Source organism: Acidovorax sp. CF316, assembly GCF_000276605.1.
GTDB lineage: Bacteria > Pseudomonadota > Gammaproteobacteria > Burkholderiales > Burkholderiaceae_C > Acidovorax.
In genome coordinates this window covers 24,528-41,758 of record NZ_AKJX01000154.1, presented here as the reverse complement: position 1 = coordinate 41,758, position 17,231 = coordinate 24,528, and the positions used below count along the sequence as shown (strand labels likewise).

Sequence of the window (17,231 nt, the reverse complement as noted above, 5' to 3'; positions counted from 1 at the left end):
GGCGACCAGGGGCGCGGCGTTGCGGTGGTGGCCGGCGAGGTGCGCACCCTGGCCCAGCGCAGCGCCCAGGCGGCCAAGGAGATCAAACAGCTCATCACCGAGAGCGTGGGCCGCGTGGAGCATGGCACGGCCCTGGTGGACAAGGCCGGCACCACCATGGGCGAGGTGGTGGCCAGCATCGGCAGCGTGACGCGCCTCATGGGCGAGATCAGCGCCGCAAGCTCGGAGCAGAGCTCGGGCGTGTCGCAGGTCGGCGAGGCCGTCACGCTGATGGACCAGGCCACGCAGCAGAATGCGGCGCTGGTGGAAGAGATGGCGGCCGCCGCATCCAGCCTGCGCACCCAGGCCGACGACCTGGTGAAGTCGGTCTCGGTGTTCAAGATCGACGGCAGCGGGCAGCAGCCGCAACTGCTGCTGCACTGACACCGGTGCGATGCCGGGGCCGTGCTGTACAGCCTGGGCGGCAGCGACCCCGCAGACCCTGTCGCCCTGCCCGCCAAGGTGAGGCAGATCGCGGCCATCTGCACGCTGGCCGCGGTAGCCGAGTTGCTGCACCAGACATGCGCTGACCAGAAGTACCCCTACGTGGACATCCGCAACGGCGTAGCCATCACCGAGCGCTGGGATGGCATCACCGGCGGCGTGCGATTCTGGCTCAGCCGCCCGCGCCATGCATCTCCTGCAGGCGGCGCTTCTCGGCATCGTCCATGCCCAGGAACTCGCCCTGGACCTGCTCGCGCGTCTTCGCCGTGCCGGTCGCCTTCAGCGGCAGTGCGATGCCGCGCGAGAGCAGGGCCAGGGTGCCGTCCTTGCGGGCGGCCTCGATCTCGCCGAGCACTTCGCTGCGCTGGCGGCTGCTGGCCGGCTGGTGGTCGGGGTGCTGGGTGTAGCCGATCTCGCCGCCGGCAGCGTGGTACACGGCCGAGGCCTGAGCGGGGGCGGTGATGGCCAGGGCGGCCAGCGACAGGAAGAGGGCGTTGCGTGCGGTGGTCATGGTCATGGGGTGGGTCCTTTCGGTGGGTTGCTTGGGTGGATGGATGGCCTCACTGTAGGAAGCCGCCACCGTCCAAACCCCCACGCGCAGATGACGAATTTGTAATCTGCGCCCGGGCTCGGTTCTTCGACAATCCGGGCATGAAAATCCTGCTCATCGAGGACGAGGTCAAGCTCGCGCAGTACCTGCGCAAGGGGCTCACCGAGGCGGGCCATGTGGTCGACGTCGCGCACGATGGCGTCGATGGCCTGCACCTGGCGCTGGAGGGCGACCATGCGGTGCTGGTGCTGGATGTGATGCTCCCGGGCATCGACGGCCTGAGCATGCTGGCCGCGCTGCGCAAAACGCGCCAGACCCCCGTGCTCATGCTGACCGCCCGCGTCGGCGTGGACGACCGCGTGCGCGGCCTGCAGACCGGGGCGGACGACTACCTGGTCAAGCCCTTCGCGTTTTCGGAGCTGGTGGCGCGCATCGAGGCCATCACGCGGCGCGGCCCGGCCGGCGTGCCAGCGGCCCAGGCCCTGCTGCAACTGGCCGACCTGGAGCTCGACCTGCTGCGCCGCAAGGCCACGCGTGCCGGCCAGCGGCTGGACCTGACGGCGCAGGAGTTCCTCCTGCTCACGCTGTTCCTGCGGCGCCAGGGCGAGGTGCTGTCGCGCACCGAGATCGCCTCGCAGGTCTGGGACATGAACTTCGACAGCGAGACCAACGTGGTCGAGGTGGCCGTGCGCAGGCTGCGCAGCAAGATGGATGTGCCGTTCCCGGCACCGCTGCTGCACACCATCCGCGGCATGGGCTATGTGCTGGAGGCGCGCGCGCCATGACGCATGGCGCGCTGGTGCTGCCGCCGCCGCGCTCGCTGCGCAGCCGGCTGTCGTGGTGGCTGGCGGTGCAGAGCTTGGCCGGGCTGGGCGCCGTGTGCCTGGTGGTCTACCTGGTCACGGCGGCGGGCTTCGGGGCGCGGCAGGACGATGCGCTGCGGCAGAAGGAGGGCATCCTGCGGCACCTGCTGGCCGGCGAAGAAGGGCACCCCGGTGCCACGGCCCAGGGCCGCCATGCGCTCGACGATTTTCTGGCCGGGCACGAGAACTTCCGCCTGCAGGTCACCACCACCGATGGACAGCGGATGTACCCCACCGCGCCCGGCGCGGCCCCGCTCGCCGCCTCGCGCGAACTGCGCTTCGAGGTGGCGCGCGCAGCCGGGGCCCCGCTGCAGGTGTTGCTGCGCATCGACGTGCAGCCCGACCAGGCACTGCTGCACCGCCTGGCCATCACGCTCGCGCTGGCAGCGCTGGCCGGCACCGTGGTGGTGTCGCTCGGCGGCTTCGTGCTGGTGCACCTGGGCCTGGCGCCGGTGCGCCAGATGGCGGCACAGACGCGGGAGCTCTCGGCCCGCACGCTGCACCAGCGGCTCGACGGCACCGGCCAGCCGGCCGAGCTGCAGCCGCTGGTCGGGCAGTTCAACGCGCTGCTGGGCCGGCTGGAGAAGGCCTATGCCCAGATGGAAGGCTTCAACGCCGATGTGGCGCACGAGCTGTGCACGCCACTGGCCACGCTGCTGGCCAACAACGAGCTGGCGCTGCGCTCGCTGGGGCGGGGCGGCCGGGAGGCGAGCGAGGCGGGTGAGGTGGCCGAGGTGCTGTCCTCCAACCTCGAGGAGCTGCAGCGCCTCACCGGCATCGTGAGCGACATGCTGTTCCTGTCGCAGGCCGACCGGGGCGCACGCGCGCGCCGCGCGCCGGTGGCCAGCCTCGCGGCCGTCGCCGCGCAGGTGGCCGACTACCACGAGGCGGCGCTGCAGGAGGCGGGGCTCGCGCTGCAGGTCGTGGGCGATGCCGCGGGCGACTTCGACGTGCCGCTGCTGCACCGCGCCCTGTCCAACCTGATCGGCAATGCCACGCGCTACGCGCTGCACGGCAGCATGGTGCGCGTCTGCATAGCGCGCTTGCCCGATGGCGCAGTGGAACTGGTGGTGGAGAACCTGGGGCCCAGGGTCGAGCCCGAGGTGCTGGCGCGCCTGTTCGACCGCTTCTACCGCGCCGACCCTGCGCGCAGCCACAGCCAGGCCAACCATGGCCTGGGCCTGGCCATCACCGACGCGATCGCGCGCATGCATGGTGGGCGCACGCTGGCCACGTCGGTGGGGGGCGTCACGCGCATCGGGCTGGAGCTGGCATCCGGCTGAGGCGGTGCGTCAAAAGCTGGGGATGTCCGCCACCTTGTGCGTGCACACGGATGCCCAGGTGGCCTCGAACACCCGTGCGGTCTTTCGGCTGTCGATGGCGAGGAACGGCGGATCGCCGGACACGTAGAAGCGCTGGAAGCCCTCCTGCGCGCCGGACATGCGGCGTGCATCGACCTCGCCGCACAGCACGTGCAGGGGGCCGGCGCTCACGAACAGCTTGCGGTACTGAGCGGCCTCTGGCGCCGGGATGCGTGCCCTGAGGGCCTCCTTGGCGCTGGCGAGGAAGCGTGCGTAGTTGCCGGCCTGGATGTCCTCGCGCTGTGCGGCCCTCGCTTGCAGGCCCTCGAGCAGGGAGCCGCTGGCCACCTTGCCGTTGCTGGTGATGGAGGTGATGCGGTGTTCTGCCCGGCTCAGGTTGCAGTACACCGGCTGCTTGCCGGGCAGGGCCGGCCAGGCCACGGACATCTCGCTGGCGGAGGCGGTCCCGGCGCTTTCCGCCGCCTCGGCCTCGCGCCCCTGGGCAACGGTGATCAGCCGTGTGCACATCCGCACCGCTTCGGCCAGGGCCAGCGGCGGCAGTTGGCTGGCGGCTTCAGCCGCAGGTGAAGGTGAAGGTGAAGGTGAAGGCGCCGCGGTTGCTGCCGCAGTCGGGGCGGAGGGTGCGGCTGCCGGTGGTGCAGAGGCCGGTGCCGCCGCGGGCTGTCGGGTGGCTTCCTTGAAGCAGGCCAGCCGCTTCTTCGCGTCGGGCAGCCGGTTGCAGGCTTCCAGCAGCAGGTCCGATGGCTGCGCGGTTGCCAAGGTGGTGGCTGCGGCCAGGGCCAGAAGGAGGGTGCTGCGCCAGAGGGCGTGGTGGTGCATGGGCGTTTCGTGTCCGCGTGGTCCCGGGCCGCCAGAGGGCAGGCACACCGGTGCTGGATTCTAGGGGCCACTGCAGCCTCGCCCGCCACGGCCGGGGTTTGTATGATGGGTGCCACCGCGCCGCAGGTGGCGTGGGGCAAAGCGAGGCAGGTATGCGAGGGAGCGGGATGCGGCGATACGGTATGGCGGGCTGGTGCTGGGCAGTGTGCCTGGGCCTGTGCCCCGTGGCCTGGGCTGCGCCGCCGGCCAGGATGTGGGAAGGGCTGGAAAACCAGCTGGAAGATGCTGTCGCCCGCCGTGCCCTGCTGCGGGCCCGCCTCACGGCGGACCCCACGGCCGCCGACGCGGACCTGCTGGGCAGCGAGATCCTGGCGCTCAACCAGTCGGTGCGGCAGACCGAGCGTGCGCTCAGCTACGCGCCCACGGTGCCCGTATCGGCAGAGCCCTTCGACCCGGTCTACCGGGGGCCGGTGCCCGAGTCCGCGAAGCGCGTCGCCCGCATCAAGCCGGCCATCTGGGCCGGCCTGACCGAGGACGAGCGCCTGGCCATCGCTGCGAAGTGGCGCGTCGAGCTGCTGCATGCTGGACGGTATGGCTGGATTGCCGATGCCCAGACGGTGGACGAATCCACGCCCGGTACCTCGGGCGGGGCCTACACGGGTGCCATGCTGGGCCAGGCCGCCTACATCGACCGGGCGTTTCGCCCCGGCAACAACTACTCGGCCGGCGTGCAGGTGCTGGCCGGCGTGCTCGGTGCCGTGGCCGGCTCGGCGATGGACCGGCCGCCCACCCGGTCGTTTCGCACGCGCTACCACGTGCGCACGGAAGACGGCAGCATGGTGGTGGAGGACCAGAGCCGCAGCGATGCCTTCCGCATGCCCCTGTCCACATGCGTGGAGCTGCCTTCCCTGTCCGACAGCGACCCCTCGCTGTGCTCGCAGACCATCGAGATGGTCCGCAGCAAATATCTCTAAGCGCCGGCTGCAGCCTACTGGCTCGCCGTAATGCCCCCATCGATGTACAACACCTGCCCGGTGACGAACGCGGCTGCGGGACTGGTGAAGAACACGGCCGCGCCAGCCACGTCCTTGGGGTCGGCCACGCGGCCCAGGGGTATGCGGCCCAGCACCTGGGCGCGGGTTTCGGGGTTCTCCAGCCAGTGGCGGGCCATCTCGGTGCGCACCACGGTGGGGGCGATGCCGTTGACCGTGATGGCGTGTGGCGCCAGTTCGCTCGCATGCTGGCGTATCAGCAGGGTGAGGGCGCCCTTGCTCGCGCAATAGGCCGAATAGCCCCGGCCGCGCAGCCCCAGTTGCGCGCGCACCGACAGCAGATGCACCTGGCTGCCACCCTGGCCGCCCGCGATCTGATGGCGCGCCACGGCCTGGGCGAGGAACATGGCGGACTTGAGGTTCACCTGCATCACCTCGTCGAAGGCCTCCTCGGTGACTTCCAGCAGCGATTCCTCGCGCTGCATGCCCACGCAGTTGGCGAGGATGTCCAGCCGCCCGAAGTGCGTGGCCACGGCGTCCACGCTCTCGCGGATGTCCTGCACGGAGTGCGCGTCCATGGCCAGGCCCAGGGCCTGGTGGCCTGCGGCCTGCAGCTCGCCGGCCAGGGCCTGCGCGCGCGCAGCATCGCGGCCCGAGATGGCCACCTTCGCACCGGCCAGGGCCAGCGCCCAGGCGATGGCCTCGCCGATGCCGCCGTAGCCGCCCGGCACATAGGCCACCTTGCCGGCCAGGTCGAACAGGCCCGAAAGCTCTTGCGTGAAGGCGATGCGCGGCGTGATGCCCTGGTCCGCCGTGTCGTTGGCTGCCATGCGTCAGTCCATCAGCAGGCCACCGTTGAGATCGACGATCTCCCCGGTGATGAAGCCGGCCAGCGGCGATGCGAGGAAGCGCACCACGTGGGCAAACTCCTCGGGCTCGCAAAAGCGCCCCACGGGGATATCGCGCAGCAGCTTCTGGCGCTGCTCCTCGTCGAGCTGCTCGGTGATCATGGGCGTCTTCACGTAGGCGGGAGAAATGCCGTTGGCCGTGACGCCGAAGGGCGCCAGCTCGCGCGCGAGTGAAAACGTCAGCGAGGTCATGGCCCCCTTCGACACCGAGTACGCCGTGCCCGCCGTGAGCCCGCCGGTCTTGGCGGCCAGCGAGCAGGTGTTGATGATGCGGCCGAAGCGCTGCGCCTTCATGGCGGGCACCACGCACTGCGCCAGGTAGAAGGCGCCATCGAGGTTGGCGCCCAACACATGGCGCCACTCGGCGGGGCTGGTGGCCTCGGCCTTGTTGTTGGAGAGCACGCCAGCGTTGTTGAGCAGGATGTCCACCGGCCCCAGCGCGCGTTCGATGGCGGCATGGCCGGCCTGCACGGCGGCTGCATCGCTGATGTCGAAGGCGAAGGGCAGGGCGCGCGGGCCCAGCGCGGTGGCCAGCTCGGCCGTGCGTTTCTCGTTCACGTCCACCAGGGCCACCTTGCAGCCGTCTTCGAGCAGCACCTTCACGGCCGCCAGGCCCATGGTGCCCGCGGCACCGGTGACGATGGCCACCTTGTCTTTCAGGGGTTCAGACATCCAGCACACTCTTCTTTCCGAACAGGCCACGGGAGCGGAAGGTCACCACGGCAATGAACAACAGGTACATGGACATCAGCGACCATTCCGAAGCATACGCCCCGGTCAGCCCCACGACCATGCCCACCATGAGGCCGGCGATCACGGCCCCCCAGAGCGAGCCCACGCCGCCCAGCACGATGATCAGGAATGCGGGCACCACCGCGTCCACCCCCACATGCGGGCGGATGCCCCAGATGGGCGCCATCACCACCCCGGCAATCGCCGCCAGGCCCACGCCGATGCCGAACACCAGGAGCCGCAGGCGCTTGAGGTTGATGCCCAGCGCGCGCACCATCTCGCTGTCGTGCGCGCCGGCCTTGATGATGGCGCCGTAGGGCGTGCGCTCCAGAAACAGCCACAGCGCCAGGATCATCAGCACTGCGAAGCCGCTGGCGAAGAAGCGGTACTTCGAGTAGATCAGGTCGCCGAGCAGGAATGCGCCCGAGATCGCGGCGGGCAGGGCCAGCTGCTTCTCGTTGGAGCCCCACACCAGGCGGATGGTCTCCTCGATCACCAGCGCCGCGCCAAAGGTCAGCAGCAGCCCGTACAGCGGGTCGCGCCCGTAGGTGCGGCGCATGCACAGCTCCAGCAGCATGCCGAACAGGCCCACGAACACCGGCGCCAGCAGCAGCGCCACCAGGTAGCGCGTCTCGATCGGCAGGGCCATGTACCAGGCCTGCAGGCCCGGGAACCAGCCCAGCTGGGGCGAGACGAAGAACAGCGCCACGTACATGCCCAAAGCGAACAGCGAGCCGTGCGCCAGGTTGATGGTCTCCATGACCCCGACGATGAGCATGAAGCCCAGCGCGATCAGCGCGAACAGCAGCCCCAGCGAGATGCCGTTGACCAGGTGCGGCAGCAATTGAAAAAGCCAGTCCATGGAGGTCCTAGGGTTCGTAGGTGGGAGTCGCTGCGTACGACTCGAGTTGGCAGGTGCGCAGGCTGTCGCGGTCTTGCACTTCCTCGGGCCGCTGCTGGCCCAGGATGCGGAAGGTGTCGTCCGGTTCGCGCGGCTGGGTGTTGTTGGCGGCCATGTAGATGGTCTGCTGCAGCTGGTGCGTTGCGGGGTTCATCCAGGCGTCGTAGTGCTGCATGCGCTGCGCCGCGGGGATGCGCAGCGCCTCCAGCTCCTTGATGAGCCGGATGTTGTTCGTGCCGCCCACCCGCTCGATGGCCCGCAGCAGCTCGCGCGTGGCCATGTAGCCGTTGTAGAAGACATTGCCCGGCTTGCGGATGCGGTAGCCGGGGTTGGCCTTCTCGTAGCGGGCGTTGAAGTCGGCGATGCCGGCCAGGCGCATGCCCCAGTACCAGGTGGTGCCGAAGATGCCGAACAGCGCCTCGGGCCCCGCGCTGTACACGTCGGGCCAGTCCTGCTGGTTGTTGATCCAGCCGAAGGCGCGGTCCATGCGGGCGCTGCGAACCTGCTCGCGCAGGGCCTTGACATCGTCGCCGCCCACGGCCGTCGCGATCACGCCGGGCTTGACCTGGCGGATGCGCTCCAGCTGGGCCGAGAAATCGCGCGTGTTCTGGGGCACGACCAGCTCTTGCACGACGGTGCCGCCGTTGCCTTCGACGATGGCGCGGATGCCCTTGGCGGTGTTGTGGCCCCAGGCATAGTCGCTGATGATCAGTGCCCACTCGCGGCCAAAGCCGGTCATGGCGCCGCGCACGATGGAGGTGGAGAAGTTGGTGCCGTTGCCGTCCCAGACGAACTTGGTGCGGTGGCAGTCCTTGCCGGCCTCGGTGGGCGAACTCGAATTGGTGTTGAAGTAGATGCAGCCGTGCTGCTGGGCCACGGTCGAGATCGCGCTGGCGGCGCCGGAATGCACGGCGCCGATGAGAAAGGCGCACTCCTGCTGCGCGATCATGTGGCGGGCCACGGCCGCGGCCTTCGCGGCGTCACCGCCGGTGTCGGCATGCACCGTCTCGATGCGGTGGCCCAACACGCCGCCGCGCTCGTTGGCCTCGTGCACTGCCATCAGGATGCCGCGCTGCTCGTCCTGCCCGCTGGCTCCGTACTGGCCGGTGTCGTCGGTGGTCAGGCCGAGCAGGAGCGGCTTCTTGCCGCGCGCCTGGGCCCAGGCGTGGTGGACCTGCCACGGCCCCGTGGCGCCGAGCACGGCCGCTGCCGCGCCGCGGACCAGCCGCCGCCGGGTGATGCTGCTACTGCTGCTCATGGCGTGCGGACTCAGGCCTCGTAGCTGGGTGTGGCCTCGTAGCTCTCGAGCTTGCAGGTGCCGGCCGCATCCTTGTCCACCACCTCCTGGGGTTCGATCTGCGAGAGGATCTTGAAGATGTCGTCCTTCTCGGCCGGCTGGTCGTTGTAGCTGGCCATGTAGATGGTCTGCTGGCACTGGTGCGTCACCGGGTCCATCCAGGCGTCGAAGTGCTGCAGCCGGTCGGCAGCCGCCATCTTGCGGCCCTCGAGCTTCTTGATGATGGCGATGTTGTTGGTGGTGCCGGCCTCTTCCACGCAGCGCAACAGCTCGCGCGTGGCCATGTAGGCGTTGTGGTACACGTTGCCCGGCACGCGGATGGCCATGCCCGGGAACTGCTTCTGGTAGGCGGCCACGAACTCGCGCACGCCCGGCAGGTTCAGTCGGTAGTACCAGGTGGTGCCGAACACGCCGAAGATCGCATCCGGCCCCAGGCCGTATACGTCGGGCCAGTCCTGCTGGTTGTTGATCCAGGCCATGCTGGTGTTCATCTTCAGCTGCACCACCTGCTGGCGCAGCGCCTTGATGTCGTCGCCGCCCACCGCGGTGGCCACCACCTGGGGCTTGAGCTGCTGCAGCTTGAGCAGGTAGGCCGAGAAGTCGCGCGTGTTCTGCGGCACCATCAGCTCTTCGATGATGCGCCCGCCGTTGGCCTCCACCGCGGCGCGTGTGGCCTTGGCCGTGCTGTGGCCCCAGACGTAATCGTTGGTCAGCAGCACCCAGTTGCGGCCACTGGCCTTGATGGCGTTCTTGACGATGGCGTTGGAGAAATTGGTGCCGTTGCCGTCCCACACGAACTTGGTGCGGTGGCAGTCCTTGCCGGCCTCGGTGGGCGAGCTCGAATTGGTGTTGAGGAACACCGTGCCGTACTTCTGCGCCACCTGCGAGATGGCGTTGGACACGCCCGAGTGCACCGCGCCGATGAGGAAGGCCGCGTCGTTGCGCGTGATCATGCGCTCGGCGATGCGCGAGCCCGTGGCCGGCGTGGTCTCGGTGTCCATGTGGATGGCCTCGATGCGCCGGCCCAGCACACCGCCCCGGTCGTTGAACTCCTTGATGGCCATCATCGCGCCCAGCCGCTCCTCGCCGCCCGAGGCCGCGTACAGGCCCGAGGCGTCCATCGTCAGGCCGATGACCAGCGGCTTTTTCTGCGCCGTCTGTGCCCAGGCGTGGTGGTGCTTCCACGGCCCGTAGAAGGGGGCCGCGCCGTACAGGCCGGCCCCCGCGAGGGCCAGGGCCGACTGCTTGAGCAGCGAGCGGCGCGATGAAATGCTGTCCTTGGAATCGCTCATGGTTGTCTCCTTCGGGTGGCGGGTGCCTGTTGTGTGTCTTGCGGGGATCGAATCAGCGGGGAACGATGGCCACGGCGTTGACCTTCTCCTGGGCCTCGAACAGCGAGGCGATCAGCTTGTCGCCGAAGCCCAGGTTCACGGCCTGCACGAAGCTCTGGTGCGCGGCCTCGCCCATGAAGCTGGCCACGGGCAGCATCTCGGCCAGATGGGTGTAGTAGCGCAGGTCCTTGCGCGCGTTGGAGATGCCGAACTTGAAGCCCGTGACGTCGCCGTTCTGCAGCGTCTCCTTGGTCATCATCTGGAAGATGCCGCAGTTCACGCCGCCGGCCGTGACCACGCTGTACAGCTTGTTCAGGTCCAGCCCCGACTTGGCCGCCACGGCGAAGGCCTCGGCGATGCAGGCGGCGAAGCTCATGGCCATCATGTTGTTCACGAGCTTGAGCACATGGCCATGGCCCGGTGGCCCGACGTGGAAGATGTTCTCGCAGAAGGCCTTGAGCACCGGCTCCAGCGTGGCGAAGTCCTCGGCATCGGCGCCCACCATGGTGTTCAGCCGGCCTTCCTCGGCCTCCTTGGGTGTGCGCGCCAGCGGTGCGTCGATGAGTTTCACGCCGCGTGCCAGCAGGTCGGCACGGATGCGCGCACTCGATTCGGGCTCGGCAGTGGAGGTGTCCACCACCAGCAGGCCGGGCCGGGCGGCCTCCAGCAGCCCGTCCTTGCCGTAGACGATCTCCTCGACCTGGGGCGAGCCGGTCACGCACACGAAGACGATGTCGCTCTGGCGGGCGCAGTCGGCATTGCTCGTGGCCTCACGGGCCCCGGCCTCCAGCAGGTCCGCCAGGTTGGTGCGGTTGCGGTTGGCCTTGAAGGTCAGCGCGTAGCCCTTGGCCAGCAGGTTCTTCGCCATGCCGTGGCCCATCATGCCGATGCCGATGAAGCCGATGTTCGGTGTATTCATGTGTGTGTCTCTTTCGTCAAAAAATGGCGCTCACGACCTCGGACATGCCCGCCCGGGCTTCGTCCCACAGGACGACCAGGCGGGCATAGCGGCTGGCGATGTCGTCGATCACCTGGGCGTCGCTGATCTGGCCCGCGAACCAGCGGTCCGCGGCCTCGGCAAAAATCGTGCGGCCCACCGCGAAGCCCCGGCAAACCGGGTGCGCGGCGGCGATGCGAAAACTGCGGGAGAGTGTTTCTTCGCTGGCTTCGAGGCCCAGCATCAGCACGCCGCGGCAGTGCGGGTCGTTGCGAGCGATGGTGCGGCTGATCTCCTCCCACTCGGCATCGCTCTCGGCGGGGGGCAGCTTCCACCACTCCGGGCGCAGGCCGGCCGCGTACATCTGTTCCAGCGTCCGGCTCAGCGTGGATGCATCGCGCTTCATCTCGCGCGGCGGTATCGACTCGATCAGGAACTCGTGCTGGGTGGCATGGCTGGCCGCCTGGAGCTCCAGCAGCCGGGCGATCTGTGCCTGGCGCAGCTCCTGGGTGTCGTCGGGGTGCCAGTAGAGCAGGCACTTGGCCACGTGCTCGGCGGGCCAGCTGCGCATTGCGATGGCCAGGTGCTCCCCGGCCTCGAAGGCCAGCGGGCGCGAGCCCGGCAGCTCCACCGGCCGACCCACCCACCAGCCCTTGCCGGTGAGCGAGGGCAGCACGTCCTCGCCAAAGCGCCCATCGAGCAGCACACCGGCACCCACGTGCGTGCCTGCACCGTTGCGCGCCCCCTGGGCCACCAGTTGCTTGAAGGTGCGGATGCGGGCTTCGCCCTGCCCGTGGCGTGCGGCGATTTCTTCGATCTGCGAACGGTGGTCGAAGGCCAGCACCACCAGCTCGCTCCAGCGGCGCGTGCGCGTGGTGCTGCGGTGCAGGTGCTCGAGCACCGGGTCTTCGCGCAGGCGGCGCGTGGGGGAGCCGTGCTGCAGGAAGTGCTGCAGCTCTTCCCAACTGGCCATGGCCGGCGAGCAGCCGTGGCGCGACACCACGATGGCGCCGCAGGCGTTTGCCCAGGCGCAGCACTGGGACAGCGGTTCGTTCTTGAGCCAGCCGCGCAGAAAGCCGGCCATGAAGGCATCGCCCGCACCCAGCACGTTGAACACTTCCACGGGGAAGCCCGGGCCCTTGAGCCCGTCCTCGAGGCTGTCGGGAATGGCGCCTTCGAAGGCCACGCAGCCCATGGGCCCGCGCTTGACGACCAGCAGCGCCGGCGTCAGCGCGCGCAGCCGGCGCAGTGCCTGCAAGGTGTCGGTGCTGCCAGCGGCGATGTGGATCTCCTCTTCGGTACCCACCACCAGGTCGCAGTCGGTGATCACGCCCTGCAGGTGCGCCGTGACATTGTCGTCCGCCACGAAGCGCTGCTCGCCCATGCCGGGGCTGGTCAGGCCCCACAGCACGGGCCGGTAGTCGATGTCGAGCACGGTGCGCGTGCCGCGCTCGCGCGCCAGTGCCATGGCAGAGCGGCAGGCCTCATAGGTCCCGGGCTGCGACAGGTGGGTGCCGGACAGCAGCAGTGCCGTGGCAGAGCCGATGAAATCGCCATGCACATCCCCGGCCGTGAGCGCCATGTCGGCGCAGTGGTCGCGGTAGAACACCAGCGGAAAAGTCTCGCGGTCCTGGATGCCCAGGAAGACCAGCCCCGTCAGGCGCCGGGGGTCGGTGAATACATGGCTGGTGTCCACGCCCTCGGCGGCCAGGGCTTCGCGCACGAAACGGCCATGGTGCTCGTCGCCCACGCGGGTCAGCATGGCGGGCTTGAGACCCAGCCGTGCCACGCCCACGGCGGTGTTGGCGGGCGAGCCGCCCAGGTACTTGCTGAAGGTCTGCATGTCCTCCAACCGGCCGCCGATCTGCTCGCCGTACAGGTCGACGGCGGCGCGGCCCATGCAGATAACGTCGAAGCGGCGGGGCGGTGCATTCTTCATGGTCGGGTCTTTCGTGCGGTGCGCTGCTGCGGCGCGGGCTTTTCGGCCAGGTGGTGGCCGGTGCTCATGACCAGCGCCTGTGCCAGGCACATGGGCGCGACCAGGGAGCGAAACGGTTTGGAGGAGTCGTCCGCCAGCTCGAAGCAGACCTTGGATGGCTCCACCAGCGGCGACAGCGGCCCGTCGGTGATGGCGATCACCGCCACGCCGCGGCGGCTGCAGGTCTGCGCAGCGTGCACCACGTCGGGCGAATAGCTGCGAAAGCTCGCCACCAGCAGCACGTCGCTCTTGTCGACGGAGCGCAGGTTCTCGTCCAGCATGCCGCCGGCACCGTCCAGCAGGTGGGTCTTGAGCTCGAGCTGGCCGAGCGCATAGCTCAGGTAGCAGGCGATGGGGAAGGCGCGCCGCTGGGCCAGCACGTGCACGCGGCTGGCTGCAGCCACCAGCTTCACGGCGGCGCGCAGGTCGGCCTCGCGCACGGCTTCTTCCAGGTGCCCCAGCTCGGTCATGGAATCGCTGGTCAGCTGGTGCAGCACGCCAGCCGGCGCGCGCTGGCCGGTGACCTGCTGGCGGCGCAACTGGTCGATGCGTTCGCGGTAGGTGGCCGAGCGTTCCACCAGGTGCCCGCGGAACACCTGCTGCATATCGGAGAAGCCCTTGTAGCCGAGCGCGTTGGCAAAGCGGATCATGGCTGAAGGCTGCACCTCGGTGGCCTCGGCCAGCGCGGCCACGGTGCCCAGCGCCAGGTCCTGCGGCTTTTCCAGTGCAAAACGCGCGATGCGCTGCAGCTGCTTGGACATGTCGGGGTAGGCGCGTGCAATCGCGTCCTTGAGCTCGTCGTAGGTGGTGGCGCTGTCCATGGATCGGTCGTTGCTTGGGAGGTGGTGGGTATCGGGAAACTACTAGAACAGAAATTCTTGCGTGATCGAATATTAGAACGTACATTCTGTTTTCACAAGCCAATTCGAACAAGGGTTTTCCCGCCATGCAATTCACTCCGGGTCGAGCCAGCCCGCTACCTGCTCCACTGCTCATCACCGTTGCGGTGCTGTTCTCCACACCGCTGTGGATTGCAGGCGCAGGCCTGTACCAGTACCTGGCGCTGGAAATCATGATTTGGATGCTGTTCGCGCTGGGGTACAACCTGCTCCTGGGCACGGCGGGTCTGCCGTCCTTCGGGCATGGGGCCTACTTCGGCATCGGCGCCTACGCCTTCGGCCTGTTGCAGCACCGCGTGTGGGCCAACCTGTGGTTTGACCTGGCGGGTGCGGTGCTGGTGGCGGCGGTGCTCGGGGCGCTGGTGGGGCTGTTCATCTCGCACCGGCGCGGCATCTACTACGCGCTGCTCACCATCGCCTTCGGGCAAGTGTTCTGGTTTGTTGCGAACAAGTGGCACACCGTCACCGGCGGGGAGGACGGACTGCTCAATATCAAGCGCCTGCCGGTGGAGCTGGGCGTTGCGTCACTGCCGCTCAAGAGCAACGAGGCGCTGTTCTATTTCTGCCTGGCGGTCTTCGCCGTCACGGTGGCGCTGCTCTGGCGGCTGGTGCATTCGCCCTTCGGGCGCGTGCTCAACGCGATCAAGCAGAACGAGACGCGCGCTGCCTTCGTCGGCTACAACGTGTGGCTCTACAAGTGGCTGGCCTTCACGCTCTCGGCCGGCGTGGCGGGGCTGGCGGGCGCCATGTTCGCCATGGCCCAGCAGTCGGCCTACCCCAACGTGATGAGCCTGCACAACTCGGGCTTCGTGGTGATGATGGTGCTGATCGGTGGCGGGCTGGTGAGCTTCTGGGGGCCGCTGATCGGTGCGGCCTTCTTCATCCTGGCGCGCGACCTGCTGGGCGCCTACACCGAGACCTGGCTGCTGTGGTACGGCCTGGTGTTCATGGTGCTGGTGCTCTACAAGCCCGAGGGCGTGGCCGGCATGTGGCAGGACTGGCGCGCCCGGCGTGCCCGGGCCGCTGCCACCCAGGGCCCTGCGCCCGTGATCACGATCCAAGAGAAGGAGGCTTGACCATGTTGTTCGAAGCTGCAGGACTGTCCAAGCGGTTCGGTGACCAGGTGGTGCTCGAAGACATCACGCTCAGTGTGCAGGAGGGCCAGCTGGCAGGCATCATGGGCCCCAACGGGGCGGGCAAGACCACCTGCTTCAACGTGCTCACCGGGCGCTTCAAACCCGACCGCGGCCGCGTGACCTTTGCCGGCGAGGACATCACCGGCCTGGCCCCGCGCGAGATCGCGAAGAAGGGCATCTCGCGCTCGTTCCAGATCATGAACCTGTTCAACGACGACTCGGCGCTGGACAACGTGCTGGTGGCAACGCCCCATGTGCGGCGCCAGGGTTTCAACGCCTGGCGCGACCTGGGCGCCGACAGCGCCGCGCAGGACCTGGCCGCCGCCGTGCTGGCACGCGTGGGCCTCAAGGGCAAGGAGCGCACGCCGGCCAAGAGCCTGTCCTACGGCGAGCGCCGGGCGCTGGAGATCGGCGTGGCGCTGGCGGCCGAGCCGCGCATGCTGTTCCTGGACGAGCCCACCGCGGGCCTGGGCGCCGAAGGCACGGCACGCCTGGCGGACCTGGTGGCCAGCCTCAAGCGCGACCTCACCATCGTCATCATCGAGCACGACATGCAATTCCTGTTTCGCCTGGCCGACACGCTGTCGGTCATCCACTGGGGCCAGGTCATCGCCCGCGGCACCCCGGCCGAACTGCGCCACAACGAGTGGGTGCAGCGCTCCAACCTCGGGGCCCTGGCAGCATGAGCGCGGTTCTGCAACATCCATCACCGGCACCGGCCATGCTGTCGCTGCAGGGCGTGAACACCTTCTATGCCGAGACGCAGGTGCTGTTCAACGTGTCGCTGGAGGTCGGCCCGGGCGAGGTCGTCGCGCTGCTGGGCCCCAACGGCGCGGGCAAGACGACCACGCTGCGCACCATCCTGGGCCTCACGCCCGCGAGAAGCGGCAGCGTGGCCTTCGATGGACGCGATGTGACGCACGAGGCCACGCACGAGATCGCCCGGAGCGGCATCGGCTGGGTGCCGGACGACCGGCGCATCTTCCCGACGCTGACGGTGGCGCGAAACCTGGCCATCGCGCGCAAGAAGACGCGCTTTCGCGCCTGGAACGAGAAGGAGTGCTTCGAGATCTTCAGCGCCATGGAGTACCTCATGCACCGCGAGTGCGAAAACCTCTCGGGTGGGGAGATGCAGATGGTGGCCATCTCGCGCGCGCTGCTGGGATCGCCCGGGCTGGTGCTGTTCGACGAACCCAGCCAGGGCCTGGCGCCCAAGGTGGTGCAGGACGTGATGAAGACCATTGCACGGCTCAAGCGCGAGGGCATTGCCGTGCTGGTGGTGGAGCAGAACGTGCAGAGCGCGCTGCAGGTGGCCGACCGCGCCTACGTGATGGGTGGCGGCAGCATCGTGCACGAGGGCCCGGCCCGCGAACTGCTGGACAACGCTGCGCTGCGCATGCAGCTTCTGGGGGTATGACGATGGTTGCTGCTGCTGCACCGCTCTTGCACGTGGACCGCCTGGCCAAGGACTACACGCGTGGCCTGCTGAACCGCCAGCGCACCTTCTCGCTGGCGGCCGACTTCGTCGTCGATCGCCCGCAGGTCGTGGGCGTGATGGGCCCCAATGGCTCGGGCAAGACCACCCTGTTCGAGCTGATCACCGGCAGCAACCGGCCCACGGCGGGGCGGGTGCTGGTGAACGGCCAGGACATCCACCAGGTGCGCACGCGCGAGCGCGACCGCCTGGCCATCCACTACCACCAGTCCTACCAGGTGCGCTCGTTTCAGCGCGGCAAGCCCAACTTCCTGCTGCAGCATGCGGCCACCGATTCGCCGCTGGTGCACCTGTTCGACGAGCCGCAGTTCAACACGCAGGACGGCTACATCGGCTTCATGCTCGACTTCTTCGCCACGCTGCGCGGCAAGGGCAAGCTGGTCTTTTTGTGCCTGCACCCGAACGAGCCCTACCACGTGGACATCCTGCGCCAGAGCTGCGAGCGCTTCCTCTTCGTGAACAAGGGCGTGGTCAGCCAGGCGCCGGACTTCGACACCCTGGCCCGGGAGCCTGCGGTGCGCAGCTACCTGGGCGCGCTGGCGCCCGCGCAGAGCGTGGCCGCGTAGCGTGGGGCGGAGCCCATACGGA

Annotated in this window: 18 protein-coding genes; 8 read left to right on the top strand and 10 right to left on the bottom strand. The window is 68.7% G+C overall.

Annotated elements, in window-relative coordinates; genetic code table 11:
* The coding region (locus PMI14_RS18775) for a methyl-accepting chemotaxis protein (protein ID WP_007856877.1) at nt 1-423 on the top strand (423 nt) is incomplete at its 5' end.
* A gap of 232 nt (nt 424-655) precedes the next feature.
* Here the strand turns inward: PMI14_RS18775 and PMI14_RS18770 are convergent.
* A complete protein-coding gene (locus PMI14_RS18770) occupies nt 656-1,000 on the bottom strand; it encodes a hypothetical protein (RefSeq protein WP_007856876.1) in 345 nt (114 codons plus the stop codon).
* Nucleotides 1,001-1,134: 134 nt separating this feature from the next.
* On the opposite strand from PMI14_RS18770, the gene PMI14_RS18765 reads away from it, so the two are divergent.
* Together PMI14_RS18765 and PMI14_RS18760 are read left to right on the top strand one after the other, a co-directional pair.
* Entirely contained in the window at nt 1,135-1,818 is a 684-nt protein-coding gene (locus PMI14_RS18765) for a heavy metal response regulator transcription factor (RefSeq protein ID WP_007856875.1), read from the top strand.
* Nucleotides 1,815-3,179, top strand: coding sequence for a heavy metal sensor histidine kinase (locus PMI14_RS18760; protein ID WP_007856874.1), 1,365 nt, complete (start codon nt 1,815-1,817; stop codon nt 3,177-3,179). The genes PMI14_RS18765 and PMI14_RS18760 overlap by 4 nt, the downstream gene beginning before the upstream one ends.
* 9 nt (nt 3,180-3,188) lie before the next feature.
* Here the strand turns inward: PMI14_RS18760 and PMI14_RS18755 are convergent, their stop codons facing one another.
* On the bottom strand, nt 3,189-4,037 hold the full coding sequence (locus PMI14_RS18755) for a hypothetical protein (protein WP_007856873.1): 849 nt from the start codon (nt 4,035-4,037) through the stop codon (nt 3,189-3,191).
* Nucleotides 4,038-4,219: 182 nt separating this feature from the next.
* Here PMI14_RS18755 and PMI14_RS18750 point away from each other — a divergent pair, with 182 nt between their 5' ends.
* Entirely contained in the window at nt 4,220-5,011 is a 792-nt protein-coding gene (locus PMI14_RS18750) for a hypothetical protein (protein WP_035204537.1), read from the top strand.
* Between the two features lie 14 nt (nt 5,012-5,025).
* Here PMI14_RS18750 and PMI14_RS18745 read toward each other — a convergent pair whose 3' ends face one another.
* Genes PMI14_RS18745 through PMI14_RS18710 form a run of 8 tightly spaced genes read right to left on the bottom strand, consistent with a single transcriptional unit; the run spans nt 5,026 to nt 13,934 of the window.
* The gene (locus tag PMI14_RS18745; RefSeq protein ID WP_007856871.1) at nt 5,026-5,859 is read right to left on the bottom strand and encodes an SDR family NAD(P)-dependent oxidoreductase; all 834 of its coding nucleotides are present in this window, start codon (nt 5,857-5,859) and stop codon (nt 5,026-5,028) included.
* Between the two features lie 3 nt (nt 5,860-5,862).
* Nucleotides 5,863-6,609: an SDR family NAD(P)-dependent oxidoreductase gene (locus PMI14_RS18740; protein ID WP_007856870.1), complete on the bottom strand. Its 747-nt coding sequence runs from the start codon at nt 6,607-6,609 to the stop codon at nt 5,863-5,865.
* Nucleotides 6,602-7,531, bottom strand: a complete 930-nt coding sequence (locus PMI14_RS18735) for a branched-chain amino acid ABC transporter permease (RefSeq protein WP_007856869.1) — start codon at nt 7,529-7,531, stop codon at nt 6,602-6,604. Before PMI14_RS18735 ends, PMI14_RS18740 begins: the two co-directional genes overlap by 8 nt.
* A 7-nt stretch (nt 7,532-7,538) precedes the next feature.
* Nucleotides 7,539-8,828, bottom strand: coding sequence for an ABC transporter substrate-binding protein (locus PMI14_RS18730; protein ID WP_007856868.1), 1,290 nt, complete (start codon nt 8,826-8,828; stop codon nt 7,539-7,541).
* Between the two features lie 11 nt (nt 8,829-8,839).
* A complete protein-coding gene (locus PMI14_RS18725; protein WP_007856867.1) occupies nt 8,840-10,159 on the bottom strand; it encodes an ABC transporter substrate-binding protein in 1,320 nt (439 codons plus the stop codon).
* Nucleotides 10,160-10,211: 52 nt separating this feature from the next.
* Nucleotides 10,212-11,117, bottom strand: a complete 906-nt coding sequence (locus PMI14_RS18720) for an NAD(P)-dependent oxidoreductase (RefSeq protein ID WP_007856866.1) — start codon at nt 11,115-11,117, stop codon at nt 10,212-10,214.
* A 16-nt stretch (nt 11,118-11,133) separates the two neighbouring features.
* Nucleotides 11,134-13,074: a 5-dehydro-2-deoxygluconokinase gene (gene iolC, locus PMI14_RS18715; RefSeq protein WP_007856865.1), complete on the bottom strand. Its 1,941-nt coding sequence runs from the start codon at nt 13,072-13,074 to the stop codon at nt 11,134-11,136.
* Nucleotides 13,071-13,934, bottom strand: a complete 864-nt coding sequence (locus PMI14_RS18710) for a MurR/RpiR family transcriptional regulator (protein ID WP_007856864.1) — start codon at nt 13,932-13,934, stop codon at nt 13,071-13,073. Before PMI14_RS18710 ends, iolC begins: the two co-directional genes overlap by 4 nt.
* A gap of 125 nt (nt 13,935-14,059) precedes the next feature.
* Between PMI14_RS18710 and PMI14_RS18705 the strand changes: the two genes are divergently transcribed.
* Genes PMI14_RS18705 through PMI14_RS18690 form a run of 4 tightly spaced genes read left to right on the top strand, consistent with a single transcriptional unit; the run spans nt 14,060 to nt 17,209 of the window.
* Nucleotides 14,060-15,088, top strand: coding sequence for a branched-chain amino acid ABC transporter permease (locus PMI14_RS18705; RefSeq protein WP_007856863.1), 1,029 nt, complete (start codon nt 14,060-14,062; stop codon nt 15,086-15,088).
* 2 nt (nt 15,089-15,090) lie between these two features.
* Nucleotides 15,091-15,834, top strand: a complete 744-nt coding sequence (locus tag PMI14_RS18700) for an ABC transporter ATP-binding protein (RefSeq protein WP_007856862.1) — start codon at nt 15,091-15,093, stop codon at nt 15,832-15,834.
* On the top strand, nt 15,831-16,565 hold the full coding sequence (locus PMI14_RS18695; protein WP_199234345.1) for an ABC transporter ATP-binding protein: 735 nt from the start codon (nt 15,831-15,833) through the stop codon (nt 16,563-16,565). Before PMI14_RS18700 ends, PMI14_RS18695 begins: the two co-directional genes overlap by 4 nt.
* A complete protein-coding gene (locus PMI14_RS18690) occupies nt 16,562-17,209 on the top strand; it encodes an ATP-binding cassette domain-containing protein (RefSeq protein ID WP_007856860.1) in 648 nt (215 codons plus the stop codon). The genes PMI14_RS18695 and PMI14_RS18690 overlap by 4 nt, the downstream gene beginning before the upstream one ends.
* The last annotated feature ends 22 nt before the right edge of the window (nt 17,210-17,231 follow it).